Annotated in this window: 23 protein-coding genes and 1 tRNA gene; 17 read left to right on the forward strand and 7 right to left on the reverse strand. The window is 68.7% G+C overall.

Translation table 11 applies throughout. The features are described from left to right. The first annotated feature begins 37 nt into the window (after positions 1 to 37). The 5 genes from ccsA (at position 38) to Q0X16_RS00450 (ending at position 5,646) form a co-directional block, all read left to right on the forward strand. The gene (ccsA, locus tag Q0X16_RS00430) at positions 38 to 832 is read left to right on the forward strand and encodes a cytochrome c biogenesis protein CcsA (protein WP_297829423.1); all 795 of its coding nucleotides are present in this window, start codon (positions 38 to 40) and stop codon (positions 830 to 832) included. Positions 833 to 902: 70 nt separating this feature from the next. Beyond that, positions 903 to 1,373 carry a MarR family transcriptional regulator gene (locus Q0X16_RS00435; RefSeq protein ID WP_297829425.1) on the forward strand — a complete coding sequence of 157 codons (471 nt, stop codon included), beginning with the start codon at positions 903 to 905 and terminating at the stop codon, positions 1,371 to 1,373. Positions 1,374 to 1,376: 3 nt separating this feature from the next. After that, the gene (locus Q0X16_RS00440) at positions 1,377 to 2,813 is read left to right on the forward strand and encodes an efflux transporter outer membrane subunit (RefSeq protein ID WP_297829428.1); all 1,437 of its coding nucleotides are present in this window, start codon (positions 1,377 to 1,379) and stop codon (positions 2,811 to 2,813) included. Positions 2,814 to 2,819: 6 nt separating this feature from the next. Next, on the forward strand, positions 2,820 to 4,040 hold the full coding sequence (locus Q0X16_RS00445; protein ID WP_297829431.1) for an efflux RND transporter periplasmic adaptor subunit: 1,221 nt from the start codon (positions 2,820 to 2,822) through the stop codon (positions 4,038 to 4,040). 10 nt (positions 4,041 to 4,050) lie between these two features. Beyond that, on the forward strand, positions 4,051 to 5,646 hold the full coding sequence (locus Q0X16_RS00450; RefSeq protein WP_297829435.1) for a DHA2 family efflux MFS transporter permease subunit: 1,596 nt from the start codon (positions 4,051 to 4,053) through the stop codon (positions 5,644 to 5,646). 37 nt (positions 5,647 to 5,683) lie between these two features. Here the strand turns inward: Q0X16_RS00450 and Q0X16_RS00455 are convergent, their stop codons facing one another. The 3 genes from Q0X16_RS00455 to Q0X16_RS00465 form a co-directional block, all read right to left on the reverse strand. Further along, complete coding sequence (locus tag Q0X16_RS00455) at positions 5,684 to 6,571, reverse strand: DUF817 domain-containing protein (RefSeq protein ID WP_297829437.1); 888 nt, start codon at positions 6,569 to 6,571, stop codon at positions 5,684 to 5,686. Beyond that, on the reverse strand, positions 6,568 to 7,956 hold the full coding sequence (gene radA / locus Q0X16_RS00460; protein WP_297829440.1) for a DNA repair protein RadA: 1,389 nt from the start codon (positions 7,954 to 7,956) through the stop codon (positions 6,568 to 6,570). Before radA ends, Q0X16_RS00455 begins: the two co-directional genes overlap by 4 nt. Positions 7,957 to 8,037: 81 nt before the next feature. Next, the gene (locus Q0X16_RS00465; protein WP_297829443.1) at positions 8,038 to 8,619 is read right to left on the reverse strand and encodes a hypothetical protein; all 582 of its coding nucleotides are present in this window, start codon (positions 8,617 to 8,619) and stop codon (positions 8,038 to 8,040) included. Between the two features lie 174 nt (positions 8,620 to 8,793). On the opposite strand from Q0X16_RS00465, the gene Q0X16_RS00470 reads away from it, so the two are divergent. Further along, positions 8,794 to 11,721, forward strand: a complete 2,928-nt coding sequence (locus tag Q0X16_RS00470) for a VIT domain-containing protein (protein WP_297829446.1) — start codon at positions 8,794 to 8,796, stop codon at positions 11,719 to 11,721. A 79-nt stretch (positions 11,722 to 11,800) separates the two neighbouring features. Here the strand turns inward: Q0X16_RS00470 and Q0X16_RS00475 are convergent, their stop codons facing one another. The 4 genes from Q0X16_RS00475 to Q0X16_RS00490 form a co-directional block, all read right to left on the reverse strand. Beyond that, positions 11,801 to 13,105 carry a M24 family metallopeptidase gene (locus Q0X16_RS00475; RefSeq protein ID WP_297829449.1) on the reverse strand — a complete coding sequence of 435 codons (1,305 nt, stop codon included), beginning with the start codon at positions 13,103 to 13,105 and terminating at the stop codon, positions 11,801 to 11,803. Between the two features lie 109 nt (positions 13,106 to 13,214). After that, positions 13,215 to 14,270 (reverse strand): 2-oxoacid:ferredoxin oxidoreductase subunit beta, encoded by a 1,056-nt coding sequence (locus Q0X16_RS00480; RefSeq protein WP_297829452.1) that lies wholly within the window; start codon positions 14,268 to 14,270, stop codon positions 13,215 to 13,217. After that, entirely contained in the window at positions 14,267 to 16,114 is a 1,848-nt protein-coding gene (locus Q0X16_RS00485) for a 2-oxoacid:acceptor oxidoreductase subunit alpha (RefSeq protein WP_297829456.1), read from the reverse strand. The genes Q0X16_RS00480 and Q0X16_RS00485 overlap by 4 nt, the downstream gene beginning before the upstream one ends. Then, the gene (locus tag Q0X16_RS00490) at positions 16,111 to 17,940 is read right to left on the reverse strand and encodes an FAD-dependent oxidoreductase (RefSeq protein WP_297829457.1); all 1,830 of its coding nucleotides are present in this window, start codon (positions 17,938 to 17,940) and stop codon (positions 16,111 to 16,113) included. Before Q0X16_RS00490 ends, Q0X16_RS00485 begins: the two co-directional genes overlap by 4 nt. A 313-nt stretch (positions 17,941 to 18,253) precedes the next feature. On the opposite strand from Q0X16_RS00490, the gene Q0X16_RS00495 reads away from it, so the two are divergent. From Q0X16_RS00495 to Q0X16_RS00545, 11 genes are all read left to right on the forward strand, one after another. Continuing rightward, entirely contained in the window at positions 18,254 to 19,006 is a 753-nt protein-coding gene (locus Q0X16_RS00495) for a heme ABC transporter permease (RefSeq protein WP_297829459.1), read from the forward strand. After that, positions 19,003 to 19,179: a heme exporter protein CcmD gene (locus Q0X16_RS00500; protein ID WP_297829462.1), complete on the forward strand. Its 177-nt coding sequence runs from the start codon at positions 19,003 to 19,005 to the stop codon at positions 19,177 to 19,179. Before Q0X16_RS00495 ends, Q0X16_RS00500 begins: the two co-directional genes overlap by 4 nt. A 10-nt stretch (positions 19,180 to 19,189) precedes the next feature. Beyond that, complete coding sequence (ccmE, locus tag Q0X16_RS00505) at positions 19,190 to 19,678, forward strand: cytochrome c maturation protein CcmE (RefSeq protein ID WP_297829464.1); 489 nt, start codon at positions 19,190 to 19,192, stop codon at positions 19,676 to 19,678. After that, positions 19,678 to 21,693: a heme lyase CcmF/NrfE family subunit gene (locus Q0X16_RS00510; protein WP_297829467.1), complete on the forward strand. Its 2,016-nt coding sequence runs from the start codon at positions 19,678 to 19,680 to the stop codon at positions 21,691 to 21,693. The genes ccmE and Q0X16_RS00510 overlap by 1 nt, the downstream gene beginning before the upstream one ends. Continuing rightward, a complete protein-coding gene (locus tag Q0X16_RS00515) occupies positions 21,690 to 22,235 on the forward strand; it encodes a DsbE family thiol:disulfide interchange protein (RefSeq protein WP_297829470.1) in 546 nt (181 codons plus the stop codon). Before Q0X16_RS00510 ends, Q0X16_RS00515 begins: the two co-directional genes overlap by 4 nt. Then, positions 22,235 to 22,729: a cytochrome c-type biogenesis protein gene (locus tag Q0X16_RS00520; protein ID WP_297829473.1), complete on the forward strand. Its 495-nt coding sequence runs from the start codon at positions 22,235 to 22,237 to the stop codon at positions 22,727 to 22,729. The genes Q0X16_RS00515 and Q0X16_RS00520 overlap by 1 nt, the downstream gene beginning before the upstream one ends. Further along, positions 22,729 to 23,718, forward strand: a complete 990-nt coding sequence (locus Q0X16_RS00525; RefSeq protein WP_297829476.1) for a tetratricopeptide repeat protein — start codon at positions 22,729 to 22,731, stop codon at positions 23,716 to 23,718. The genes Q0X16_RS00520 and Q0X16_RS00525 overlap by 1 nt, the downstream gene beginning before the upstream one ends. A gap of 95 nt (positions 23,719 to 23,813) precedes the next feature. Then, complete coding sequence (locus Q0X16_RS00530; protein ID WP_297829479.1) at positions 23,814 to 24,965, forward strand: homoserine O-acetyltransferase; 1,152 nt, start codon at positions 23,814 to 23,816, stop codon at positions 24,963 to 24,965. A 30-nt stretch (positions 24,966 to 24,995) separates the two neighbouring features. Next, a tRNA-Leu gene (locus Q0X16_RS00535) sits at positions 24,996 to 25,082 on the forward strand. Positions 25,083 to 25,185: 103 nt separating this feature from the next. Next, positions 25,186 to 26,013 carry an endonuclease VIII gene (gene nei, locus Q0X16_RS00540; RefSeq protein WP_297829482.1) on the forward strand — a complete coding sequence of 276 codons (828 nt, stop codon included), beginning with the start codon at positions 25,186 to 25,188 and terminating at the stop codon, positions 26,011 to 26,013. Positions 26,014 to 26,096: 83 nt separating this feature from the next. After that, a partial coding sequence (locus Q0X16_RS00545) for a carbonic anhydrase (RefSeq protein WP_297829485.1) occupies positions 26,097 to 26,325 on the forward strand: 229 nt, incomplete at its 3' end.

A 26,325-nucleotide genomic window follows, 5' to 3' on the forward strand; every position in this document is an offset into this window, starting at 1 on the left:
CCGGCGCCGGGTACCGCCGCTGTGCGACACTTTCCCCATGCTCGCCAACGTCCTCGCCGCCGTTCTCTACGCCATCGCGACGCTGCTGCTGGTGCGCGATGCCCGCGCGTCGGGCGAGTCCCGCGGCCGCACCTGGCTGTGGGCGGCGATTCCGGCGGTTCTGCTGCACGCCTTCGCCCACTGGCAAGGCTGGTACCAGACCGGTTCCACCGACCTGCATTTCTTCGCCGCGCTGTCGCTGGTGGGCCTGGGCATGGCCGCGCTCACGGTGCTGGGCGCCGCCGGAGGGTCGGCGCGGGCGCTGGGCGTGGTGGTGTTTCCGCTGGCCGCCGTGCTGTTGCTGGCCTACGGCCTGTACGGCCACACGGTCCGGCCCGAAGCGCTGGGCTGGCAGCTGCTGCTGCACGCCTGGCTGGCCCTGCTCGGCTACGCCACGCTGTCGCTGGCCGCGGTGCTGGCGATGTTCCTGTGGGCGCAGGAGCGCGCGCTGCGCCGGCGTGAATTCAGCCTCTGGCTGCGCGCCCTGCCGCCGCTGACCGAACTGGAAACCCTGCTGTTCCGCACCATCGGCGCCGGCTTCGTCCTGCTCACGGCGACCTTGCTGACCGGCACCGTGTTCGTCGAAAACCTGTTCGCCCAGCACATCGTCCACCACACCATCCTGAGCATCCTGTCGTGGCTGGCGTTCGGCGCCCTGCTGCTGGGCCGCTGGCGGCGCGGCTGGCGCGGCACGATCGCCGTGCGCTGGACCCTGACCGCGATGGCGCTGCTGGTGCTGGCCTTTTTCGGCAGCAAATTCGTGCTGGAACTGGTGCTGCGCCACGGGGTCTGACCCGACCGATATCCTTGTCACGGCATTTTTTGCCTTGACAACTATTGCATGGGCTATAGAATGCCGGCCCATGTCCACGCCTTCCTCCTCCACTGCCGCCAGGACGGCTACCAGCAGTTCCGCGCTTGGCCTGCTGTTCCGCCAGGTCCGCGATGCCATGTGGCAGCGGATGGAGCGCGAGCTCGCGGCCTCCGGCCATTCGCTGAACTTCAGCCAGTTCATCACCATCAAGTCGCTGGCCACCAACGGTGTCGCCGGCGCCACCGACCTCGCGCGATTGGCCAACCTCAACCCCGGCGCGATGACGCGCCTGCTCGACAAGCTCGAGGCGCGCGGCCTGCTGGCGCGCAGCGCCGACCCGAACGATCGCCGCGCCCTCAACATCCAGCTGACCGAAGCCGGCGAATCCATCTGGAGCGACATCGAACAATGCGGCCAACGCGTGCGCGAACGGGCGCTGCGCGGCATGGACGAAGCCACCCGCATCCAGATGACCCGGCTGCTCGAACAGGTCCGGGACAACCTCACCAGCGAAGACTGAACCATGCGTCGATCCCTGTTCCTGCTCACGTGCGGGGCCGCGTTGCTGTCCGGCTGCACGTCGATGGGCCCGCTGACCTTCGCGCAGACACCGCGCGACCCGGCCACGCTGTCTGCCAGCCGCACCCTCGGCAACGTCGCCCTGTCGCCCGCGGCCTGGCCCGATGAACGCTGGTGGAGCACCTTCGGCGATCCGCAACTGGATGCATTGATCGACGAGGCACTGGAAAATTCGCCGACGCTGGCCATGGCCGACGCGCGCGCGCGCAAGGCCCAGGCGCAAGCCGGCGTGGCCGATGCCGCGCGGCTGCCGTCGGTGGGCGCCAGCGCCCAGATCAACGGCATCCAGCTGCCCGAAGGACTGGCCGGGCCGAAAGTCGGCGGCAAGCTCAACGTCGCCGACGTGCTGATGCTGAGCCTGAAATTCAGCCCGGACCTGTGGGGCCAGTCGCGCAACCGCTGGGAAGCGGCGGTGGACAACGCCCACGCCGCCGAAATCGACGCCCGTGCGGCACGGGTGACGCTGGCCGCCAATATTGCCCGCACCTACATCGCACTGTCGCAAGCCTTCGACCTGCAGGACACCGCGCAGGCCGAGCTCGCCCGCAGCGCCAGCGCGCTGCATCTGTCCGAACAGCGCAGGCAGGCCGGGATCGACAACGGCATCACGGTGGATTCCAGGCGCAGCGCCGCTGCCGCCGCGCAGCAACAGGCGCAGCTGGCCGGCCAGCGCATCGACGCCCTGCGCACCGCGCTGGCCACCCTGATCGGCGCCGATCCGGATCGCGGTCTTTCGATCACCCGTCCGCAGCTGGCGCAGCCTCGGCTCGCCATTCCTTCCGAACTGTCCAGCGACCTGCTGGCGCGTCGCGCCGACGTCGTTTCCGCGCGCTGGCGGGTGGAAGCCACGCAGCGCGGCATCGACGCAAGCAAGGCGGCCTTCTATCCCAGCCTCAACCTCAGCGCGATCGTCGGGCTGGTGTCCGGCGGCCTGTCCGACCTGTTCAACAGCAAGGCCCTGCTGCTCAACGGCGGGCCGGCGCTGAGCCTGCCGATCTTCGAAGGCGGCCTGTTGCGCAGCCAGCTGCGCGGCAGCGAAGCCGATCGCGATCTTGCGGTCGCCACCTACAACCAGACCCTGCTCAACGCCATCCGCGAAGTCGCCGACGCGGTGCAGGCGGCGCGCGCTCTGGACGACCAGATCGCCAGCGCCACCGAGGCGCGCACCGCCGCCGCCAGCGCTCATGCGCAGGTCCAGCAGCGCTACCGCGCCGGGCTGGCCACCCGGCTCGACGTGCTGTCCGCCGAACAGCCGGTGCTCCAGCTCGACCAGCTTCTGTCCAGCCTGCGCGCGCAGCGGCGCACCGCCAGCGTGGACCTCGACCAGGCGCTCGGCGGCGGGATCGCACCGTCCGCCCCCGACCCGACCGCTTCCAAGTAAACCGCCATGACCACCGAAACCACCCCGAACACCTCCACCGGCAGCGGCCCCACCCTGCCGGCCTCGCAAACCGCGCTGCGGCCGGGCAACGGCAAGCGCAAGCGCGCACTCACGATCCTCGCCATCGTCCTGCTGGTGGCCGGTATCGCCTGGCTGGCGTACTACCTCCTGATCGCCCGCTGGGAGCAGGACACCGACGACGCCTACGTGCAGGGCAACATCGTCAGCATCACCCCGCAGACGCTGGGCACGGTGGTGGCGATCAACGCCGACGACGGCATGCGGGTGCGCGCCGGCCAGGTGCTGGTGCAGCTCGACCCGAACGACGCCAAGGTCGCGCTGGAGCGCGCCGAAGCCAACCTTGCCGGCACCGTGCGCCAGGTGCGCGGGCTGTACAGCAGCGTGGAAAGCGCGCAGGCCGACATCGCCGCGCGCCAGGTGGCGCTCAGGCAGGCGCAGGACGACGTGGCGCGGCGCAGCGGCCTGGTCGCCAGCGGCGCGGTGTCGGCCGAGGAACTGGCGCACGCGCGCGCCGGCCTGGACGCTGCCCGCGCGGCGCTCACTGCTTCGCAGGGTCAACTGTCGCGCAGCCGCGCTCTCGTCGACGCCACCACCGTCGCCAGCCAGCCGCAGGTGCAGGCCGCCGCCGCCCAGCTGCGCGAGGCCTATCTGGCCGTGCAGCGCGCCGCGATCGTCGCCCCGGTCGATGGCTACGTGGCCCGTCGCAGCGTCCAGCTCGGCCAGCGGGTCGCTCCGGGCGCTCCGCTGATGGCGGTGATCCCGCTGGACGAGGTCTGGGTCGACGCCAATTTCAAGGAAACCCAGCTGCACAACCTTCGCCTCGGCCAGCCGGTCAGCCTGACCGCCGACATGTACGGCGGCAACGTCACCTACAACGGCAGGCTGGCCAGTCTCGGCATGGGCACCGGCAGCGCCTTCGCCCTGCTGCCGCCGCAGAACGCCAGCGGCAACTGGATCAAGATCGTCCAGCGCATCCCGGTGCGGATCGCGATCGACCGCAAGCAGCTTGCCGACCATCCGCTGCGGCTGGGCATGAGCATGGCGGTGACGGTCGACGTCCACGACCAGAGCGGCCCGGTCCTGCCGGCCACGCCGGCCGACAAGCCGGTGCTGCGCACCGACGCCTACGCGCGCCAGCTGCACGAGGCGGACGCGCGGATCGAATCGATCATCGAAAGCAATCTGCCCGGCAACCCTCGGGGCTGAGCCGCGCCACATGAGCAGCATCGCCGATCAGGAAGGCGCGTCCGGCATCCCGCCCGGGCAGGAAGCCTCCAAGCCGACACTGGCCGATTTCCGGCCGCCGAACGTCGCCCTCACCACGCTCGGTCTGGCGCTGGCGAGCTTCATGCAGGTGCTGGACACCACCATCGCCAACGTCTCGCTGGCGACCATTTCCGGCAATCTCGGCGGCAGCGCCAACCAGGCCACCTGGGTCATCACCTCATTCGCGGTCAGCACCGCGATCGCACTGCCGCTGACCGGCTGGCTGGCGCGCCACTACGGCGAGCGCAAGCTGTTCATGTGGTCCACGTTGGGCTTCGTCTGCGCCTCGTTCCTGTGCGGCATGGCCCACACCATGGGCCTGCTGGTCGTGGCGCGCGCATTGCAGGGCCTGTTGGCCGGACCGATGTATCCGGTGACCCAGGCCCTGCTGCTGTCGATCTATCCGCCGGCCAAGCGCGGCCACGCCATCGCCCTGCTGGCGATGGTGACGGTGGTCGCGCCCATCGCCGGGCCGATCCTCGGCGGCTGGATCACCGACAACTACAGCTGGGAATGGATCTTCTTCATCAACATCCCGATCGGCATCTTCGCCAGCACCGTGGTCGGCAGCCAGCTCAAGGGCCGGCCGGAGAAGCTGGAAAAGCCGAAGATGGATTACGTCGGGCTGATGTCGCTGGTGTTCGGCGTCGGCGCGCTGCAGATCCTGCTCGACCTCGGCAACGACGAGGACTGGTTCGCCTCGCCGCTGATCGTCGCTCTCGCCATCGTCGCGGCGATAGGGCTTGCGGTGTTCGTGATCTGGGAACTGACCGACGACGACCCGATCGTCGACCTGCGCCTGTTCCGCCACCGCAACTTCGCCACCGGCACCCTGGCCATGGTGCTGGCCTACGGCGCCTTCTTCAGCGTCGGCATCCTGGTGCCGCTGTGGCTTCAGTACGACCTGGGCTACACCGCGATCTGGGCCGGATTCGCCACCGCGCCGATCGGCCTGCTGCCGATCGTGCTTACGCCCTTCATCGGCAAATACGCCAACCGCTTCGACCTGCGCATCCTGGCGAGCTTCGCTTTCGTCGCCATGTCGCTGACCAGCTTCATGCGCTCGGCATTCAACCTCGACGTCGATTTCTCCCACGTCGCCTGGGTGCAATTCTTCCAGGGCATTGGCGTTGCGCTGTTCTTCATGCCGGTGCTGCAGATCCTGCTGTCCGACCTGGAATTGCACGAAATCTCGGCGGGCTCCGGCCTGATGACCTTCCTGCGCACGCTTGGCGGCAGCTTCTCCGCCTCGCTGACCACCTACGCCTGGACCTCGCGCGGCGCCTTCCACCACGCGCAGATGACCGAACATGTCTCCCGGCTCGATCCGGCCGCCCTGCAGCAGGTGGCGGCCTACGGCGGCGGCGATCTCCAGCACGGCGCCGCGGTGGTCGAGATGATGATTTCCAATCAGGCCGCGCAGATCAGCTTCAACGAGATCTTCCACCTGCTCGGCATTCTGTTCCTCGCCGTGATCGCCTTCGTCTGGCTGGCCAGGCCACCGTTCGGCGCCAAGGGCGGCGGCCCGGCCGGCGGCGGACATTGAGGCAGGCAACGCCAATCAACCCGGCATTGCCGGGAGCTCAATCCTCCGGCACGTGGATGCTCGCCTTCACGTGCTTGAGTCCGGCCACGATGGTGAAGGTCATGATCACCAGCAGCGACCATGAGCTCCACTTGCCGATGTGGACGCGCGACCACGCGCCCATCTGGTTGGGGTAACGCCAGATGCCGTGGAAGGTGCTGAAATTCTCCGCCAGCCACAGGGAGAACCCGATCAGCACGAACGCCAGCAGCAGCGGCATGCGACGGTCGCGGTCGCGCGGCCGGAACACCACGGTGGCGCGCGCATACAGTCCCAACACCAGCGCCGCGATGTACCAGCGGTAGTCGCCGATGTAATGATGGGTGAAGAAGTTGGCATAGATCAGCAGCGCCGCGCCGACCGCCATCCAGTACGGCGGATGGTGGCGGATACGCACGTCGAGCAGACGCCACGCCTGGATGATGTAGCTGCCCACCGCCGCGTACATGAAGCCGGAAAACAGCGGCACGCCGAGCAGCTTGGTGTAGCCGAAATCCGGGTAGCTCCACATCCCGATCCGGGTCTTGTACGCCTCCAGCACGAAGCCGACGACGTGGAACAGGCAGATCGCCCGGAATTCGTCCCGGCTTTCCAGCTTCGCCCGCAGCATCCAGCCCTGCACCAGCAGCGCCCACAGCAGCAAGACATCGTAGCGCGGCAAGCCGAACAACCCGGCGCGCGGCATCGCGAACACCGCGACGAAAAACAGCCCGGCGAACAGGCAGGCACGTGCCTCCTTCAGCCCGAACCACAGCAATTCCCGAAGCGGCCGCGGCAGCCAGCGCAGCGTCGAATCGCGCGGCTCCAGCAGCCACGCATCCAGCATTCCCAGCCAGGTTCCGGGACCACGCCAGCGCGGGCGCGTCGACTCCAGCGCGGTGCTCACGCCTGTTCCAGCGCCTGCGACAGGCGCTCGACGCCGATCACTTCCATGCCTTTGTAGCCGCCCGATTTCGGGGCGTTCGCTTTCGGCACGATGGCGCGCCTAAACCCGTGGGTGGCGGCTTCCTTCAGCCGCTCCTCGCCGTTGGGCACCGGGCGGATCTCACCGGACAGGCCGACCTCGCCGAACGCCACGGTCTTCTCCGGCAGCGGGCGGTCACGCAGCGAGGACAGCACCGCCAGCAGCACCGGCAGATCGGCCGCGGTTTCCTGCACGCGGATGCCGCCGACCACGTTCACGAACACGTCCTGGTCGCCGACCATCACCCCGCCGTGGCGATGCAGCACCGCCAGCAGCATCGCAAGACGATTGCCTTCCAGCCCCACCACCACGCGGCGTGGGTTGGACAGCGGCGAAGCGTCCACCAGAGCCTGCACTTCCACCAGCAGCGGGCGGGTTCCCTCGCGCGTCACCATCACGCAGCTGCCCGGCTGCGGCCCGCCGCTGCCGGACAGGAAGATGGCCGAAGGATTGGAGACCTCGCGCAGGCCGCGGTCGGACATCGCGAACACGCCCAGTTCGTTGACCGCGCCGAAGCGGTTCTTGAACGCGCGCAGCACGCGGAAACGGCTGCCGGAATCGCCCTCGAAATACAGCACCGCATCGACCATGTGTTCCAGCACGCGCGGACCGGCGATGCCGCCCTCCTTCGTCACATGGCCGACGAGGAAGACCGCCGTGCCGGTTTCCTTGGCGTAGCGCACCAGCCGCGCCGCCGCCTCGCGCACCTGCGACACCGAGCCCGGCGCGGCGGTCAGGGTTTCCGTCCACAGGGTCTGGATCGAATCGGCGATCAGCAGGCGCGGCCGCGCCTTGACCGCATGCTCGAGGATGCGCTCCACGCAGGTTTCCGCCAGCGCCTGCAAGCCCTCCAGCGGCAGCCCGAGCCGCTGCGCCCGTCCGGCCACCTGCGCCAGCGATTCCTCGCCCGTCACGTACAGCCCCGGCAGCGCCGGCGCCATCTGCGCCAGCGCCTGCAGCAGCAGCGTCGATTTGCCGATGCCGGGATCGCCGCCCACCAGCACCACCGCACCTTCGGCCAATCCTCCGCCGAGTACGCGGTCGAACTCGCCGATGCCGGTCGATGCGCGGGCCTGCTCGTCGGTTTGCACCTGCGCCAGCGGCGTCACCTTCGGCGCATCCACCTTGCCCGCCCAGCCGCTGCGCCGCGACGCCGGCGATTTGGCCTGTGCGGCCGTTTCCAGCGCGATTTCGGACAGCGTATTCCACGCCCCGCAGGCCTCGCACTGGCCCTGCCACTTGGCGTAATCGGCCCCGCATTCGCTGCAGACGTAGGCGGTTCTGGCTTTGGAAGCGGGTTTGGCCATGGCGGCAACCGGAATCAGGATGCGCCCATAGTAATTGCCCGCCGTCGCAGCCGCCGCGACGCGCGCAAGACGGGCGCCGGATCAAGCCACCGTCTGGTAGTGGCGCACCACCCAGGTCAGTTCATAGGCGATGGCCAACCAGGCGAATGCGACGTGGAAACGAAGGCTTCGGCTGCGCATCGCCACCAGGCACAGGGCGACGAACGCTGCGTTGCGGGCGAAATATTCCCAGCCGAGACTGGCGAAATACGCCTGCCCCTTGATCAGGGTGTCGCCGAAGTCCAGCACGAAGATCGCCGCCAGAAAGCCGAAGAACCACGCCCGGCGCGACAGGAAATAGTCGCGATAATCGCTGTAGTCGTCCATGTTGTCTGGGAACAGCAGGGTACAGGCGAGGAAATACAGCGTGATATAGAGAATGATGAAGAGGTAGTACTCAAAATTCCACGCGTCGATGGACGCAAGGCGGAATTCCCACCACCAGAACTGCACGAGGGTGACGAACACGAACAGCACCCAGACCAGATGCACGCCATAGACCGGCTTGGCGCGTGGATGCTGGATGATGCGGGCAATGCCGGTAAGCAAACGGGTCAGGCCCAGACCCACGACCAGCGAGATCAGGACCCGGATATGCGAAAACAGCTCTGCATTCGATGGCACGACCTGCATGGAAGAGCCCTGACCTTGCAACCGTCGCCATCATAGCCGCAGGCGCAGCCCGCACCGGCAAGGCTGTGAACACTCCTCGCCGGGTTGACCCCATTCGCCACCTTGGTACGTTGACCCGGGACAAGGCCTTCACCGTCCACCACGACTCCTTCACCGAGACCTTCGATGAGAACCCTGCCCGCGCTGTCCTCGCTCGCCCTCGCCCTCGCCGCCGCCCTCGTGCCCAACCGCGCCGGTGCCGAGTCTCCGCAGATCCGCGTCGATGGCGACGTGCTGACGCGCGCAACCGGGCTGGAATGGACGGTGGACGGGCCGTTCGCGCTGCGCCGGATCGAACTGGTGGTGCGCAATCCGCACGATCGCCCGCTGGAAGCCACGGTGCGCCTGCCGCTGGCGGCCAATGAGCGCCTGCGCGGCTATGCGCTCGACGTCGATGGCCGCCTGCGCGACGCGGTGCCGGTGGAGCGCGTGCAGGCCCGCGTGGCGTTCGAGGAAACCGAACGTCGACAGGTCGATCCGGCGCTGGCGGAAAAGGAAGCCGGCAACAGCTACCGCATCCGGGTGTTTCCGGTGCCGGCCCACGGCGAGCGCCGGGTACGGATCGAGGTGGCCAGCCTCGGCCAGCGCCGCGCCTGCGGTTGGGAACACGCGCTCGACGACGGCCTGCCCGCGGGCAGCACGCTGCAGGCCAGCATCAGCGTGCGCGGCCCGCTGGCCCACGGCGGCGATGCCGGCCTGGGCTGGGCCACCAGCGGCGAACGACTGACGTCCCGATGGGATGCCGGCAGCTCACGCTCCACTCGCAGCCTGTGCCTGCAGGCGCCGGACGGCGACGCGGGATTCACCGCACGCTTCGACGACGGCCTGCGGATGCGCTGGCTGGAAGTGCCGGTGCCACCGCAGCCCGTGCGCGCAGCGACGACATTCCCGGCACGTCTTGAAATCGTCTGGGACGCCTCCTGGAGCACTCTCGGCAAGGATCGTCGCGCCGAACTGGAGCTGCTTTCGAACTATCTGCGTGGTCACGCGGTGGAGATCCAGCTCACGGTGCTGCGCGAAACCCTGCAGCGCAGCCAGATCCGCCTCGCCTCGCAGGCGGACATCGACGCGCTGATCGCGCGGCTGGCCGCCGAAACGCCCGACGGTGCGACCGCGCTGGCCGACTGGGACGCCAGCGGTCGGGTCGACCGCGTGCTTCTGTTCAGCGATGCGGTCAACACCTTGCCCGGCCGGATGGCGCCCGCTGCCAGCATGCCGGTGTTCGTGATCGCGCGCGGCGTCGGCGATCCCGCGCTGGCGCGCTGGCTGACCCGATCCGGCGGTCAGGTACTGGATCTGGCGACGATCACACCCGCCGATGCGGTGGGCGCGCTGACCCGCACGCCGGCGCTGGAAGCCCGACTGGGCGTGCTGGATGGCGACTGGCACATGGAAAGCATCGCCACCGACAGCGGCGCGCTGCGCGGCTGCCATGTCTCCCCGGATCCGGATGCGACGCCGCGCCTGCCAGTCGCCCACGCCACGGCGACCGGCGCCGCGATCCGCCGCCACAGTGCCAGCGAACTGCGCGCCTCGGAGCTGGCCGCATTCTGGTGCGCCGTCTGGCAGGCCGAGGATCTGGAGGCCCAGCCGCAAAGCAACGCCGCGCGATTGGCCGAATTGGGCCAGCGCTTCGGCGTGCCCAATCGCGAGACCAGCCTGCTGGTGCTGGAACGCGACGACGATTACGTCCGCTACGGCATCCTGCCCTCGCAGGCCGACGCCGATCTGTACGCGCGGGTGCTGGCCCGCCGCGCCGAGCGGGAAAACGAGAAGGCGCAGGACTGGGCCGCCAACGCGCGCGCGATCGCGCAGGGCTGGCAGCAGCGCATCGAATGGTGGAACACGTCCTTCCCGAAGGGCGCACCGCCGCGCCAACCCAAGGTGGGAGGCGGCGACGCGCGGGAGGAGGCTTCGGATTCCGCCGCAGCCACGATGGCCTCGCCCTCGCCGGCACCGATGGAAGCCCCGTTGGCGGAATCCTCGGCGCCACCACCACCGCCACCACCGTCGGCAGCGCGCATCGATTCCTCTGCAGTGCTCGGCTCGGTCGCACTGATGGCGCCGGGAACGGTTGTACCTGCCAATCAACCCGCCATCAGCATGCAATTGCAGGCGGTGGCGATGGATTCGCCCTATGTCGCCGAGCTGGGCACCGCGCAAAGCGCCGCCGCGCTCTACCAGCGCTACCTCGACCTGCGCGCGCAGTACGGCCAGAGCCCGGCCTTTCACTTCGACGTGGCCCAGCGCCTGTTCGAGCTGGGCGATCGCACGCTGGGCTGGCGGGTGCTGAGCAACATCGTCGAACTGATGCCGACCCAGCAGGCGGCGCTGCGGCTGGTCGCCTACCGGCTGCAGCAGGCCGGCATGACGCAGGAAGCCATCGTGCTGCTGCGCCGGATTCGCGACATCGCGCCGGACGAACCGCAGTCGTTCCGCGATCTGGCGCTGGCGTTGGCGACGCCGGCCACCTGCCGCGAAGCGCTGGACCTGTTCCAGCACGTGGTCGATTCGCCGTGGAATTCGCGTTTTGCCGACATCGGCCTGATTGCCCTGGCCGAGCGCAACGACCTGCACAGCCGCTGCCCCGGCGCGGCGCTGCGCGACGCCGGCGAGGACACCGCGCTGGCGCTGCCGGTGGGCCTGCGCGTGACGCTGCGCTGGGATCTCAACGACACCGACATCGACCTGCACGTGACCGACCCGAACGGCGAAGAGGTCTATTACGCCCACCGCAGCAGCTACCAGGGCGGCGCGCTGTCGCGCGACTTCACCGGCGGCTACGGGCCCGAGGAGTTCATCCTGCGCGATCCCAAGCCAGGCGACTACACGGTGTCGGTGGTGTACTTCGGCAGTCGCCTCGCCCAGATGGCGCGCGGCGCGACCATCAACGTGGCCCTGCAGACCGGCTTCGGCACCCCCGGGCTGCGCCAGCAGTCGATCAACATGCGCCTGCTGGAACGCACCGGCAACGTGCGGGTCGGACGCTTCCGCGTCGCCGGCAACGGCCAGCTGCAGGTGGCGCCGGCAGCGGATTCAGGGCCGGATCGGTGATGAAACCAGCCGCATCGTTCGATGCGCCGCGGCCATCGGTCGGAAGCCCCGGGAAACCCGGACTTCCGGTGACGCGGCCTCACCCGAACGGCTGTTCGATCGACGGGCTCTGCGGGGTGAACCAGCGCCCGCCTTCGGGCGTAGTCACCATGCACTCTTCCAGCCGGACACCAAACTCGCCCGGGATATAGACGCCGGGTTCGTCGCTCAGGGTCATGTTCGACAGGATCGGCTGCCGGCTGTCGCCCACGGCGTAGTACCACTCGTGCATGTCCATGCCGATGCCGTGGCCGAGGCGGTGGGTGAAGAACCGATAGCCGGGCCCGTAGCCGCCATCGGCGATGACCTTGCGCGCGGCGGCGTCGATGTCGCCCATCATCCCGCCGGTGCGCGCGGCCTCGCGGGCGGCGATCTGCGCCTTCTGCACCAGCGCGAACACGCGCTTCATCTTGTCCGTGGCCTTGCCGAGCACGAAGGTGCGGGTGATGTCGCTGGTGTAGCCGTGCACCTGGCAGCCGTCGTCGAGGATGACCACCGTGCCTTCGACGATCCGCTGCGGCTCGATCGAACCGTGCGGCTGCGCGGTGTACTTGCCGACGTTGATGTCGACGGCCCCGCGCACGCCCATGCGTCCGTAGGCCTGCGCCACCAGCGCCTGCACGTCCTGCTGGGTCATGCCCGGCTGCAGCGCCTGCCAGACTGCGCGATAGCAGGCGAGCGTGGCATCGTTGGCGATCTGCAGCAGCGCGATTTCCGCCTCCGACTTCACCGCGCGGCAGCCGGCCGTCACCGGCGTGGCGTTGGCCAGCTTCAGCTGCGGCGCGGCCTGCGCGATGCCCTCGGCGATGAAGAACGGCACCTTTTCCTCGATGCCCAGCGTGCCGGTGGCCACGCCCATGCCGCGCAGGGTGTCTGCAATCAGCGCGAACGGGCTTTCGTTCTCCTGCCAGGTGCGCACATCCTTGCCGAAACGGATCTGCTCCAGCGCTCGGCTGCGTTCGAAATCGGGAGTGATGTAGACCGGATCGCCATGGCGGGCCAGCAGCACGCCGGCGGTGCGCTCGCTGCCCCACCAGTTCAGATCGACGAAATACTTCAGCGAGGTTCCCGCACCGACGAACAGCGCATCCATCCCCTGTTCGGCCATCAGCCGCTGCGCCTTGGCCAGCCGCGCGCGGTATTCGTCGTCGCCGATGGGAACCGCCTTGTCCAGCACCGACGAAAGGGCTGCGATCGAGGGCGGCAGCGCGGAAGTGCCCATTCCGTGTGCCGGCGCCGAACCGCGTCCCGATGCCGCAAATCCCAGCCCCAGCGTGGCCGCGCCGGCGGCGGTCATCCCGAGGAAACGGCGCCGATCCGGCGCGCCCGGTACTTCCTTCGACATCGACCTTCCTCCGCTGTTGGCGACCCGTGCGCAGCGCCCAGCATGCGGCGGCGGCCCCGATCGCGAACCTGCCGAAGGTCACCTGCCCACGAACGGCGACGGCACGCGATCAGCGCAGCGCCGCGTTGATCGCCTCCAGCGCCGCATTGCCCGGGCACAGCTCGGCTTCGCCCAGCTGGTTGAACGGCGTCGTCACGGTGTTCAGGTGCTGGTGCAGGTCGCGGGGGTCCGGATCGACGTACAGCAGCCCGGTGGCGATCTCGCCCTCGGCCGCCGCGGTGCGCGCGTAGCGGATTGCCGCGGTGCGATCGCGCGCATCGTAGGTGGCCGCCAGCTTGCGCAGGCGCAGCACGCTGCCGTCGTGCAGCTCGACGTCCAGCACGCTGCCAGATGCGTAATCGACCACGATCTCGTCGCGGCAGGGCACGAAGTCCAGGCGGTTGGCGACCTCGTTGTGGTCCCGCACGAATTCGTAGCTCTTGGTGCTGCCGGCGTGGTTGTTGAACGCCACGCAGGGGCTGATGACGTCGATCAGCGCCGCGCCCGGATGTTGCATCGCGCCCTTGATCAGCGGAACGAGCTGGCGCTTGTCGCCGGAAAACCCGCGCGCCACGTAGGTCGCGCCGAGCTGCAACGCCATGCCGACCAGGTCGAGCGGCGCGTCGGTATTGACCACGCCCTTCTTCGACACCGAGCCCTGGTCGGCTGTGGCCGAGAACTGCCCCTTGGTCAGGCCGTACACGCCGTTGTTCTCGACGATGTAGACCATGTTCACGCCGCGTCGCAGCGCGTGTACGAACTGGCCGATGCCGATCGAGGCGCTGTCGCCGTCGCCGGACACGCCCAGGTACAGCAGGTCGCGGTTGGCGAGGTTGGCACCGGTGAGCACCGAGGGCATGCGCCCATGCACGGTATTGAACCCATGCGAGTTGCCGAGGAAATACGTCGGCGTCTTCGAGCTGCAGCCGATGCCGGAGAGCTTGGCGACGCGATGCGGCTCGATGTCCAGTTCCCAGCAGGCCTGGATGATCGCCGCCGAAATCGAATCGTGCCCGCAACCGGCGCACAGGGTGGAGACGGCGCCCTCGTAGTCGCGGCGGGTATAACCGACCTTGTTGCGGGTCAGGCTGGGGTGGTGGATCTTGGGCTTGGCGAGGTAGGTCATGCGGCCTGCTCCTGCGGCGTCGTGCTCGGGGCCGGCGCAGCCAACGCGTTGGAGATGGCGCCGGCGATGAAGCGCGCGGTGATCGGGGTGCCGTCGAAGTGCAGGATCGAGACCAGCTTCGCCGGATCGATGCCCAGCTCGTTCACCAGCAGGGATTTCATCTGCGCGTCGCGGTTCTGTTCGACCACGAACACCCGATCGTGGGACGCGATGAACTTCGCGACCGCGTCCGGGAACGGAAACGCGCGCAGCCGCAGCGTGTCGAGGTGAAGACCGCGATCATCGAGCAAGGCCCTTGCCTCGGCCATCGCCGGGCTGGTGGACCCGAAGAAGATCGCGCCGTCCCGGGTCGGCTGCGCGGCTCGATGCAGCACCGGCTGCGGCACCAGCGATCGGGCGGTGTCGAACTTCTTCAGCAGCCGCTCCATGTTGTAGATGTAGTCGGCGCCGCGCTCGGAATAGCGCGCATAGGCGTCGCGCGAGGTGCCGCGGGTGAAATAGCCGCCCTTGGTCGGATGGGTTCCGGGATAGGTGCGGTAGGGAATGCCGTCGCCATCAACGTCGAGATAGCGGCCGAAATCGCGCCCGGCTTCCAGTTCCTCGACGGTCATCACCTTGCCGCGGTCGTAGCGGCGCGACGGCTCCCAGGCGAACGGCTCGCACAGGCGCTGGTTCATGCCGATGTCCAGATCGGTGAGCACGAACACCGGGGTCTGCAGGCGATCGGCCAGATCGAGCGCGGTGGCGGCGAACTCGAAACACTCGTACGGATCCTCGGGCAGCAGCAGGACGTGCTTGGTGTCGCCATGCGAGGCGTAGGCGCAGAGCAGGACGTCGGATTGCTGGGTGCGGGTCGGCATGCCGGTGGAGGGACCGCCGCGCTGCACGTCGATCAGGGTGACCGGAATCTCGGCGAAGTAGGCCAGACCGATGAACTCGCTCATCAGCGAGATCCCCGGCCCCGAGGTCGTGGTGAAGGCGCGCGCGCCGTTCCAGCCGGCGCCGACCACCATGCCGATCGAGGCGATCTCGTCCTCCGCCTGCACGATCGCGTAGCGGCTGTGCCCTTGCGCGTCCTTGCGCAACTTCCCGCAATAGCGCTCGAACGCTTCGGCGCAGGACGACGAGGGCGTGATCGGATACCACGCGCACACCGTCGCGCCGCCGTACACGCAGCCGAGCGCGGCCGCCGAATTGCCATCGACGAAAATGCGCTTGCCGACGTTGTCGGCGCGCCGCACGCGCAGGCGCACCGCATCGCCGATCTGCTCGCGGGCGTGGTCGCGGCCCAGGTGCAGCGCCTCGCGGTTGGCGACCAGCAGCTTCTCCTTGCTGCGGTATTGCTCGCCGATCAGCTGCTCGATGACCTCGGCCTCGATGCCCAGCAACTGCGAGAGCGCGCCGACGTACATGATGTTCTTGAACAGCTGGCGCTGGCGCGGATCGGCGTAGGTCGCGTTGCAGATCGCGGTCAGCGGCATCCCGATCACGGTGATGTCGTCGCGGAACTTCGACGCCGGCAGCGACTTGGTGCTGTCGTGGAACAGATAGCCGCCCGGCGCGATTTCGGCCACGTCCTGGGCCCAGGTCTGCGGGTTCATCGCCACCATCAGCTCGACGCCGCCGCCGCGACGGCCGAGCCAGCCTGCCTCGGTGACGCGCACCTCGTACCAGGTCGGCAGGCCCTGGATGTTGGACGGGAAGATGTTGCGCGGCGACACCGGGACGCCCATGCGCAGGATGGACTTGGCGAACAGCTCGTTCGCCGACGCCGATCCGGAGCCGTTGACGTTGGCGAACTTGACGACGAAGTCGTTGGTGGCGGCGATGGGCGGCTCGGTCACGAGGGCGTCTCCTGCCCGCCGCAACCGGCGCCGGCGTGGGGTTGCTGGAATAGATACTTGCGCATGTCCCAGGCGCCGGTCGGGCAGCGCTCGGCGCACAGCCCGCAGTGCAGGCACACGTCTTCGTCCTTGACCATCACCCGCCCGGTCCGGAGCTCGCCGGAGACGTACAGGTCCTGAGCCAGGTTGACCGCGGGCGCGCTCAGCCGCTTGCGCAGGTCGTCCTCCTCGCCGTTGGTGGTGAAGGTGATGCTGTCCATCGGGCAGATGTCCACGCAGGCGTCGCACTCGATGCACAGCTGGTCGGTGAACACCGTCTGCACGTCGCAGTTCAGGCAGCGCTGCGCCTCCTTGAACGCGGTCGCCGCGTCGAAGCCCAGCTCCACCTCGACCGTCATCGAGTCGAGCTTCTTCGCCTGCTCGGCCCAGGGCACGATGAAGCGCTCGTCGCGCACGATCTCGTTGTCGTAGCTCCACTCGTGGATGCCCATCTTCTGCGACATCAAATTGGTGGTCGGCGGCGGGCGAATCGCCGGGTCCGCGCCCGAGAGCAACTGGTGGATCGACACCGCCGCCTCGTGGCCATGCGCCACCGCCCAGATGATGTTCTTCGGCCCGAACGCGGCGTCGCCGCCGAACAGCACCTGCGGCAGCGAGGACTGCATCGTCGCCTTGTCCACCACCGGCATGTCCCACTGTCCGAAGGCGATGCCGCAATCGCGTTCGATCCACGGGAAGGCGTTTTCCTGCCCGACCGCGATCAGCACCTCATCGCAGGGATGATCCTCGTCCGGCTCGCCGGTCGGCACCAGCTTGCGGCGGCCGCTGTCGTCATAGACGGATTGCACGATCTCGAAACGCATGCCGACCAGCCTGTCGTTCTCATGCAGGAAGGCCTTGGGCACGCGGCAGGGCAGGATCGGGATGCCCTCGTGCATGGCGTCCTCCTTCTCCCACGGACTGGCCTTCATGTCCTCGAAGGTCGAGCGCACCAGCACGGTGACGGATTCGCCACCCAGCCGCCGCGCGCTGCGGCAGCAGTCCATCGCGGTATTGCCGCCGCCCAGCACCAGCACGCGCTTGCCGACTTGCGTGACGTGGCCGAAATACACGTTCGCCAGCCAGTCGAGGCCGACGTGGATCTGCGCGGCCGCTTCCTGCCGGCCCGGCAGGTCGAGATCGCGCCCGCGCGGCGCGCCGCAGCCGACGAAGACCGCGTCCCAGCCTTCCGCCAGCAGCGCCTTCATCGACTCGATGCGACGGTTGCCGACGAAGTTCACCCCGAGGTCGAGGATGTAGCCGGTCTCCTCGTCGATCACCCGCTCGGGCAGGCGAAAGCGCGGCACCTGGGTGCGCATGAAGCCGCCGGGCTTGGGATCGGCCTCGAACACCGTGACGTCATAGCCCAGCGGCGCCAGGTCGCGGGCCACGGTCAGCGACGACGGCCCGCCGCCGACGCAGGCGATGCGCTTGCCGTTGCGCGGCGCCGTCGGCGGCAGCTTTTCCCGCAGCCGCGCGGCAACGTCCGGGTCCTTGTGATCGGCGGCCACGCGCTTGAGCCGGCAAATCGCCACCGGCTCGGGGTTGCCGGTGTTCTTCTCCTCCACCCGCCCGCGCCGGCAGGCCGGCTCGCAGGGACGATCGCAGGTGCGCCCGAGGATGCCTGGGAACACGTTCGATTCCCAGTTGACGAGGTAGGCGTCGGTGTAGCGGCCGGCCGCGATCAGGCGGATGTATTCCGGCACCGGCGTGTGCGACGGACAGGCCCACTGGCAGTCCACCACCTTGTGGAAATACTGCGGATCGCGCACATCGGTCGGACGCACGGGCAATTCCTCGCAGGCAGCCTTCGGCGGAGTCTAGCCTGCCCCGGCGCGGGCGTCATGCTGCGGGGGCAATGTCTTCCGGAAGTGCAATCTCCCCTCTTCCCAGTATCGGCATTTGAGGCGGTAATCGGCCATGCCGTCCGAATTCCGCCCCTCCGAGAGCACACCATGGAAGCCGCCAAGCACAAGGCAGCAGGCAAAGTCCTGCGGCGACGGTTCACCCTGCCTTGGATCAAGGCGGGCAACGGCCGGCGCTGGTATCCTTGCGGGATTGTCGCGGTGTCTCTCGCAGCCGCCCCCCGCACAGGCCACGATGTCTCCCCTGATACGCTGGTTCCACCAACTCGGCTCGCCGCCGTACTTTGACCGATTCGCGCAGCGCTGGGCGCCCTGGGCGTACCTGCTCGGGATGGTCGCGATCGCCGTCGGTACGTATGGTGCACTGTGGCAGGTGCCCGCCGACTACCAGCAGGGCGACAGCTTCCGCATTCTCTACATCCACGTCCCTTCGGCGTGGATGAGCATGGGCGTCTTCGCGCTGATGGCGATCTACTCCGCCATCGCCCTGGTCTGGCGGATCAAGCTGTGCGAAATCCTCGCCATGGCCTGCGCGCCCACCGGCGCGGCGTTCACCGTCGTCACCCTCGCTACCGGGATGATCTGGGGCAAGCCGATGTGGGGCACCTGGTGGAGCTGGGACCCGCGGCTGACCACCGAACTGATCCTGCTGTTCCTGTACCTGGGCGTGATGGGTCTGTATGCCGCCATCGACGACCGCCGCAACGCCGCACGCGCCGCCGGCCTGCTGGCCATCGTCGGGGTCGCCCTGCTGCCGGTGATCCGCTGGTCGGTGGTGTGGTGGAACTCGCTGCACCAGGGCCAGACCATCGTCCTGTTCGGGCAGTCGCACATGGACCCGAGCATGCTGCCGCCGCTGTGGTGGATGGTGGCCGGCACCCACCTGTGGTTCGCCGGTTCGCTGCTGGCACGCGCGCGCGCCGACAATTTGCGGCGCGAAGCCGGCAAGCACTGGACCGCCCAGCTGGCCTGCGGGGAGACCCCATGAGCTACCGCGATTACGTCATCGCCGCCTACGCGGTGTTCGCCGTGATGCTGGCCTGGGACTACCTCGTCCCGAAGCTGCTGGCACGCTCCGCCCTGCGCGCCATCCGCAATCGCCAGCGCCGCGCGCTGTCCGCGCAGAATCCCCCCTCCGACGCGCCGCTGTCGCGCGGATGAACCCGACATCATGCACCCGACCCGCAAACGCCGCCTGATCCTCGTCCTCGCCCTGGCCGCCGCCGGCGGGATCGCCACCGCGTTGGCCGCGCTCGCGCTGCAGCACAACGCCGCCTATCTCTATACCCCACACGAAGTGCTCGACGGCAGCGCCGGCAGCGGCGTCACCAGCGGCCAGTCGCGCTTCCGCCTCGGCGGCATGGTCGCTTCGGGCTCGTTCCGGCGCGAGCCCGGTTCGATGGAAGCGCACTTCCTGGTCGACGACGGCGACGCGAAATTGCCGGTCGTCTACACCGGCATCCTTCCCGACCTGTTCCGCGAGAACCAGTCGGTCGTCGCCACCGGCCGGATGCGCGGCAACGTGTTCGTGGCCGAAGAAGTGCTGGCCAAGCACGACGAAACCTACATGCCGCGCGAAGTCGCCGACAAGATGGCCGAGGCGCACCGCAAGCACAACGTGGACGCCGCGCCGGCCACGCCAGCGGAGGGCTTGCAGTAATGCTGCCGGAACTGGGCCAGTTCGCCCTGGCGCTGGCGCTGATGGTCGCGCTGATGCAGGCGGCGCTGCCGCTGCTGGGCGCACACCGCAACGACCGCGCGCTGATGGCGGTGGCCAGGCCCGCCGCCTATCTGCAGTTGCTCGCCGTCGGCCTGGCCTTCGCGCTGCTCACCTGGGCTTTCGTCACCGGCGACTTCTCGGTGAAGTACGTCGCCGACAACTCCAACTCGCTGCTGCCGACGCTGTACCGCTTCACCGCGGTCTGGGGCTCGCACGAAGGCTCGCTGCTGCTGTGGGCGCTGGTGCTGGCGATCTGGACCACCGCCGTGGCGCGCTTTTCGCAATCGTTGCCCGAGGCCACCGTGGCGCGGGTGCTGGGAGTCATGGGCGTCGTGGCGCTGGGCTTCCTCGCCTTCCTGTTCTTCACCAGCAACCCGTTCGCGCGGCTGCTGCCGGCCGCCGGCGAAGGCCACGACCTCAACCCGCTGCTGCAGGATCCCGGGCTGATCATGCATCCGCCGATGCTGTACGCCGGCTACGTCGGGTTCTCGGTGCCGTTCGCGTTCGCCATCGACGCCTTGCTCGAACGCCGCATCGACGCCCAGTGGCTGCGCTGGACCCGGCCGTGGACGAACGCCGCCTGGGCCTTCCTGACTCTGGGCATCGCCATCGGCAGCTGGTGGGCCTATTACGAACTGGGCTGGGGCGGCTGGTGGTTCTGGGACCCGGTGGAGAACGCCAGCTTCATGCCGTGGCTGGTCGGCGCGGCGCTGATCCATTCGCAGGCCACCACCGAAAAGCGCGGCAGCTTCGGCGGCTGGACCCTGCTGCTGGCGATCGCGGCCTTCTCGCTGTCGCTGCTGGGCACCTTCCTGGTGCGCTCCGGCGTGCTGACCTCGGTTCACGCCTTCGCCGCCGATCCGGGTCGCGGCCTGTTCATCCTGATCTTCCTCGGCATCGTCATCGGCGGTTCGCTGGTGCTGTACGCGCTGCGCGCACCGGATACCGAAATCGACGCCAAGCCATTCGCCACGCGTTCGCGCGAGACCTTGCTGCTGATCAACAACCTGCTGCTGACCACCGCCTGCGCGATGGTGCTGCTCGGCACGCTGTACCCGCTGCTGGCCGATGCGCTGGATCTGGGAAAGATTTCGGTCGGTCCGCCGTATTTCGCGCTGATGTTCCTGCTGCTGATGGCGCCGCTGGTGGCGCTGCTGCCGCTGGGGCCGTTGGCGCGCTGGCAGCGTGACGACCTGCGCACGCCGCTGCGGTTGCTGGCGCCGTGGGCGGCACTGGCCGCGGCGGCCGCCGTCGTGGCCTTCTTCCTCGCCCCGCAGGGCCAGTGGAAAACCGCACTGGGCGTGCTCGGCGCGGTCTGGGTCGGCGCCGGCACCCTGCGCTTCATCTGGCAGCGCCTGGGCAACAGCGGCCGCATGACCCGCGAAATGCTCGGCATGAGCCTAGCGCATCTGGGCATCGCCGTGTTCCTGATCGGCGCCCTGCTGGTCGAAGGCCTGGGCCAGCAGCGCGAGTTGGCGGTCCGCGCCGGCAGCACGCTGGAACTGGGCGGCTACGGTTTCCGCTTCGACGGCATCCGGGAAGTTCGCGGCCCGAACTACGTGTCCGATTACGGCACCGTGCAGGTGCTCCATGACGGCAAGCTGCAGGCCACCTTGCATCCGGAAAAACGCCGCTATCTGGCCGGCGGTCAGGTGATGACCGAATCCGGCATCGCGGCGGGCCTGCTGGTCGATACCTATGTCGCCATCGGTGAATCGCTCGGCAACGACACCTGGGCGATGCGCGTGTACGTCAAACCGTTCGTACGCTGGATCTGGGCCGGCGCGCTGCTGATGGCGCTGGGCGCCGCTGTGACGGCCAGCGACAAGCGCTTCCGCGTGCGCGCCAGCGAGCCTCGACGCGCCGATGCGCCCGCCCGCTCCGATGCCGCGCCCGCAGCGGCACCGCTGCCCACGGGCGCCGCCACAGGATCACCGCAGGGAGCCAACGCATGAAGCCCTCGCGCTGGCTGCCGCTGGCCGGTTTCATCGTGCTCGCCGCGCTGCTCGCGGCCGGCGTGTGGATGAGCCGCAAGCCCAATCGCGATGCCCTGCCCTCGGCGCTGCTGGACAAGCCGGCGCCAGCGTTCACGCTGCCCGTACTGCACGATCCGTCGTACACCGTGTCCCTGTCGGACCTGAAAGGCCAACCCTTTCTGCTCAACGTCTGGGGCAGCTGGTGCGTGGAATGCCAGGCAGAGCATCCGGTGTTGACCCGCTTCGCCGAAACCAAGCGCCTGCGCGTGGTCGGCTACAACTGGAAGGACGAGAGCGCCGACGCGCTGCGCTGGCTCGAACACTTCGGCAATCCCTACATGGTGGTCGTCGCCGACCAGGACGGTCGCGCCGCGATCGACTGGGGCATCTACGGCGCGCCGGAATCCTTCCTCGTCGATGGCAAGGGCATCATCCGCTGGAAGCACGTCGGTCCGCTCGACGACGCCATCATCCAGAACGAGTTGCTGCCCGCGCTGACCCGGTTCGAAGGATCGCGCTGATGCGCCTGTCCTCGATGCGTCACATCGCCGGCGCGGCGCTTGGGCTGCTGCTGGTCGCGGCTGTGGGCGTGGCGCAGCCCGCCTTCGCCCAGGCGAATCAGGAAGCCGACGCCGCGCCGCTGCGCTTCGACAGCCCCGCCGAGGAGGCGCGCTTCCACGACCTCACCCTGCAACTGCGCTGCGTGATGTGCCAGAACCAGTCGCTGGCCGATTCGCACGCGATGATTGCCCTGCAGCTGCGCCGTGAAGTGCTCGACCTGATGCGCGAAGGCCGCAGCGACGACGACATCAAGGCCTTCCTGGTCCAGCGCTACGGCGAATTCGTGCTCTACAAGCCACCGCTGGAAGGCCGCACCTGGCTGCTGTGGGCGGGGCCGGCCGTGATCCTGCTGGTCGGCGCCGGCGCGCTGGTCGCGATCGTGCGCCGCCGCAAGCCTGCCGATACCGCGACGACGGCGACCGAAGGCGATCCCGACGATTCGCAGGAGTGGTGATGCCCGCCTTTTACGCAATCGCCGGCCTGCTCGGCGTCGCCGTGTTCGCGCTGATGCTGCGCCCACTGTGGAAGGACGCCCGCGCGGTCGCGCTGGGCGTGGGCGTGCTGGCCCTGCTTTCAGTCGGTCTGCTGTATCGCCTCGTCGGCACCCCGCAGGCGCTCGATCCGGCCGCTGTGCGCGGCCCGCAGACGCTGTCCGAAGCCATCACCCAGCTGGAAGCGGCGCTGCGCGACAACCCCAACCAGCCCGAGGGCTGGGCTCTGCTGGCCCAGGCTTACCAGCGCGAGAACCAGCCGGCGAAGGCGCGCGACGCGCTGGGCAAGGCCGCCACGCTGGCGCCGGACAACCCCGACATCCTCACCGAGGCCGCGCAAGCGCGGGCGCTCGTCGACCCCGAACGCCGCTTCGACGCCCAGGCCGTTGCCCTGCTGCAATCGGCCCTGAAGGCCAACCCGGCCCACCAGCGCGCACGCTGGTTCCTCGGTGTCACGCAGCGCCAATCCGGCAAGAACGCCGACGCCGCCGCCACCTGGGCACCGCTGCTCGATCAGGTCGATGCCCAGACCGCAGGCAACCTGCGCGAACAGATCAACCTCGCCCGCGCCGATGCCGGCCTGCCGCCGCTGCCGGAACCGGCCGCTCCTGCCCCCCTGCTCAGCGCTCGGATATCGCTGGATCCGTCACTGGCCCGCCAGATTCCCCCCGGCGCCAGCGTCTTCCTGATCGCGAGGCAGACCGACGGCTCGCCCATCCCGGTCGCGGCCCAGCGCCATCCCGCCGCCAGCCTGCCCTTCACCGCCAGCCTGAGCGACGCCGACAGCCCGATGCCCACGCTCAAGCTCTCGCAGGTTCAGGAAGTCGAGCTGCTGGCGCGGATTTCGCTCGACGGCAGCGCCAATTCCGATCCAAACGCGCACCAGTCCAGGCCGGTACGCGTCCACCTGCCCGCCACGGCGCCGGTCGAACTGGTGATCGGCGCGCACTGAACGCGCTCCGATCGGGCTATGCCCTTATGCCCAAACGGCATGCCCGACGCGGCGCGCAGGGGCGATGATGGGGCATCGCTTCACGATGCTCCGCCATGTTCGAATTCATCCCTCCCGGAACCCGCTGGTTCGACCTCGACTCGCCTTTTCCGATGAAACGCGGCGGCGCGCTGCACGGCGCGCGCGTGGCTTACGAAACCTGGGGTACGCTCGACGCGGACCGCGGCAACGCCATCCTGATCCTGCCGGGCATGTCGCCGGACGCCCACGCCGCGTCCAGCGCCGCCAATCCGGCCCCGGGCTGGTGGGAATGGATGATCGGCACCGGCAAGCCGATCGACACCGGCCGCTGGTTCGTGATCTGCGTGAACGCGCTCGGCAGCTGCAAGGGCAGCACCGGCCCGGCATCGCTCAATCCCGACACCGGCAAAGCCTATCGCCTCGACTATCCCGACCTGTCGATCGAGGACGGTGCCGACGCGGCCGCCGAACTGGTGCGCGGGCTCGGCATCGACCAACTCGCCTGCCTGATCGGCAATTCGATGGGCGCGATGACCGCGCTTGCCTTCCTCAGCCGCCATCCCGGCGTTGCCCGCAACCACATCAACATCTGCGGCGCCGCCCGCGCGCTGCCGTTTTCCATCGCCATCCGCTCGCTGCAGCGCGAGGCGATCCGCAACGACCCGAACTGGAACGGCGGCAACTACGACGAACGGACCTATCCCGAAAACGGCATGGGCATGGCGCGCAAGCTCGGCGTGATGACCTATCGTTCGGCGCTGGAATGGGACGGCCGTTTCGGCCGCGTGCGCCTGGATTCCGAGCACCGCGACGACGACGAACCCTTCGGCGCGGAATTCGAGGTCGAAGGCTATCTGGAAGCCCACGCCCGCCGCTTCGTCCACCACTACGACCCGAACAGCTACCTCTACCTGAGCCGTTCCATCGACTGGTTCGACCTCGGCGAAACCGCCGATGGCGATTCCGTGCAGGCGCTGTCGCGCATCGAAGGCGTCGAACGCGCGCTGGTGATCGGGGTGAAGACCGACATCCTGTTCCCGATCCAGCAGCAGGAAGAAATCGCCGCCGGCCTGCGCCGCGCCGGCACCGAGACCCGCTTCCTTCCGCTGCCCTCGCCGCAGGGCCACGACGCCTTCCTGGTCGACGCCGAACGCTTCGCCCCGGCCGTCGCCGGCTTCCTGCGCACGCTCGCGCACGCGGAATTGCTCGCCGACAAGGTCGCCTGAGCGTCGCGCTCGGCTATACTGCGCGTCCGCGCCGGAGTGGCGGAATCGGTAGACGCAGCGGACTCAAAATCCGCCGCCCTTGAAAGCGTGTGGGTTCGAGTCCCACCTCCGGCACCAAACGATTCGAGGGCCAAGCTCTGCCGCCTGGCTTCTTGCATCGCGGCACTGCCCGGCGCACCGCCGCCGCGAGGCATTCGCGCCCGCCGGGTAGAATCGCCGGATGCCCGAAGGCCCTGAAATCCGGCGCGCTGCCGATCGGTTGGCAGCGGCCATCGTCGGCGATCCCCTGCAGCGCGTGACGTTCGCATTCCCGCGGCTCAAGCACTTCGAACGCGTCCTGCGCGGACACCGCATCCGCGCCATCACGCCGCGCGGCAAGGCGCTGCTGACCGCTTTCGACAACGGCTGGACGCTCTACACCCACAACCAGCTCTACGGCGTCTGGAAGGTGGCCGACGCCGGGCGCTGGCCGGACACCACGCGCAGCCTGCGGGTGGCGCTGGAAACGGCGCGCAGCGCCATCCTGCTGTATTCCGCCACCGACATCGAACTGTGGCGGTCGGACGAGATCGGGAATCATCCGTTCCTGCAGGGGTTGGGCCCGGACGTGCTGGATCCGTCGCTGACGAACACACAGGTCGTGCAGCGCCTGCAGTCCCCGACATTCCGCAATCGCGCGCTCGGCGGGCTGCTGCTCGACCAGGGGTTCCTCGCCGGCCTTGGCAACTATCTGCGCGCCGAGATCCTCTACGCGGTCGGGCTGCATCCGGCCCTGCGCCCCTGCGATCTCGACGCGGGGCAGACCAGACAACTGGCCAAAGCGCTGCTGGCCGTGCCGCGGCTGAGCTATCAGACCCGCGGCGTCGAGCCCAAGCCGGGCCTGCGCGAGGACTATCAGGCCCACGAGGGCGAGGCATTCCGCTTCCACGTCTTCCAGCGCGAAGGCGAACCCTGCGAACGCTGCGGCACGCCGATCGCGCGGATCACCAGCAATTCGCGCCCGCTGTTCCTGTGCCCGCACTGCCAGCGGTCGTTGCGCGAGGATTAAAATGACCTGTCCATCATCCGGAGCATCCGTTGAAAAAAGAACTTGAAGCCCTGCTGCGCAGCAACCATGACTGGGCCGACGGCATGTGCCGCGAGGACCCGGAGTTCTTCCATCGCCTGTCGCAGCAGCAATCCCCCAGGTACCTGTGGATCGGTTGTTCGGATTCGCGGGTGCCCTCCAACCAGATCCTCGGGCTGGAGCCGGGGCAGGTGTTCGTCCATCGCAACATCGCCAACGTGATGGTACACACCGATCTCAACTGCATGTCGACCATCCAGTTCGCGGTCGACGTGCTCGAGGTGCGGCATGTCC

The organism is Thermomonas sp. (assembly GCF_025993755.1).
In the GTDB taxonomy this organism is placed as follows: Bacteria; Pseudomonadota; Gammaproteobacteria; order Xanthomonadales; family Xanthomonadaceae; genus Thermomonas.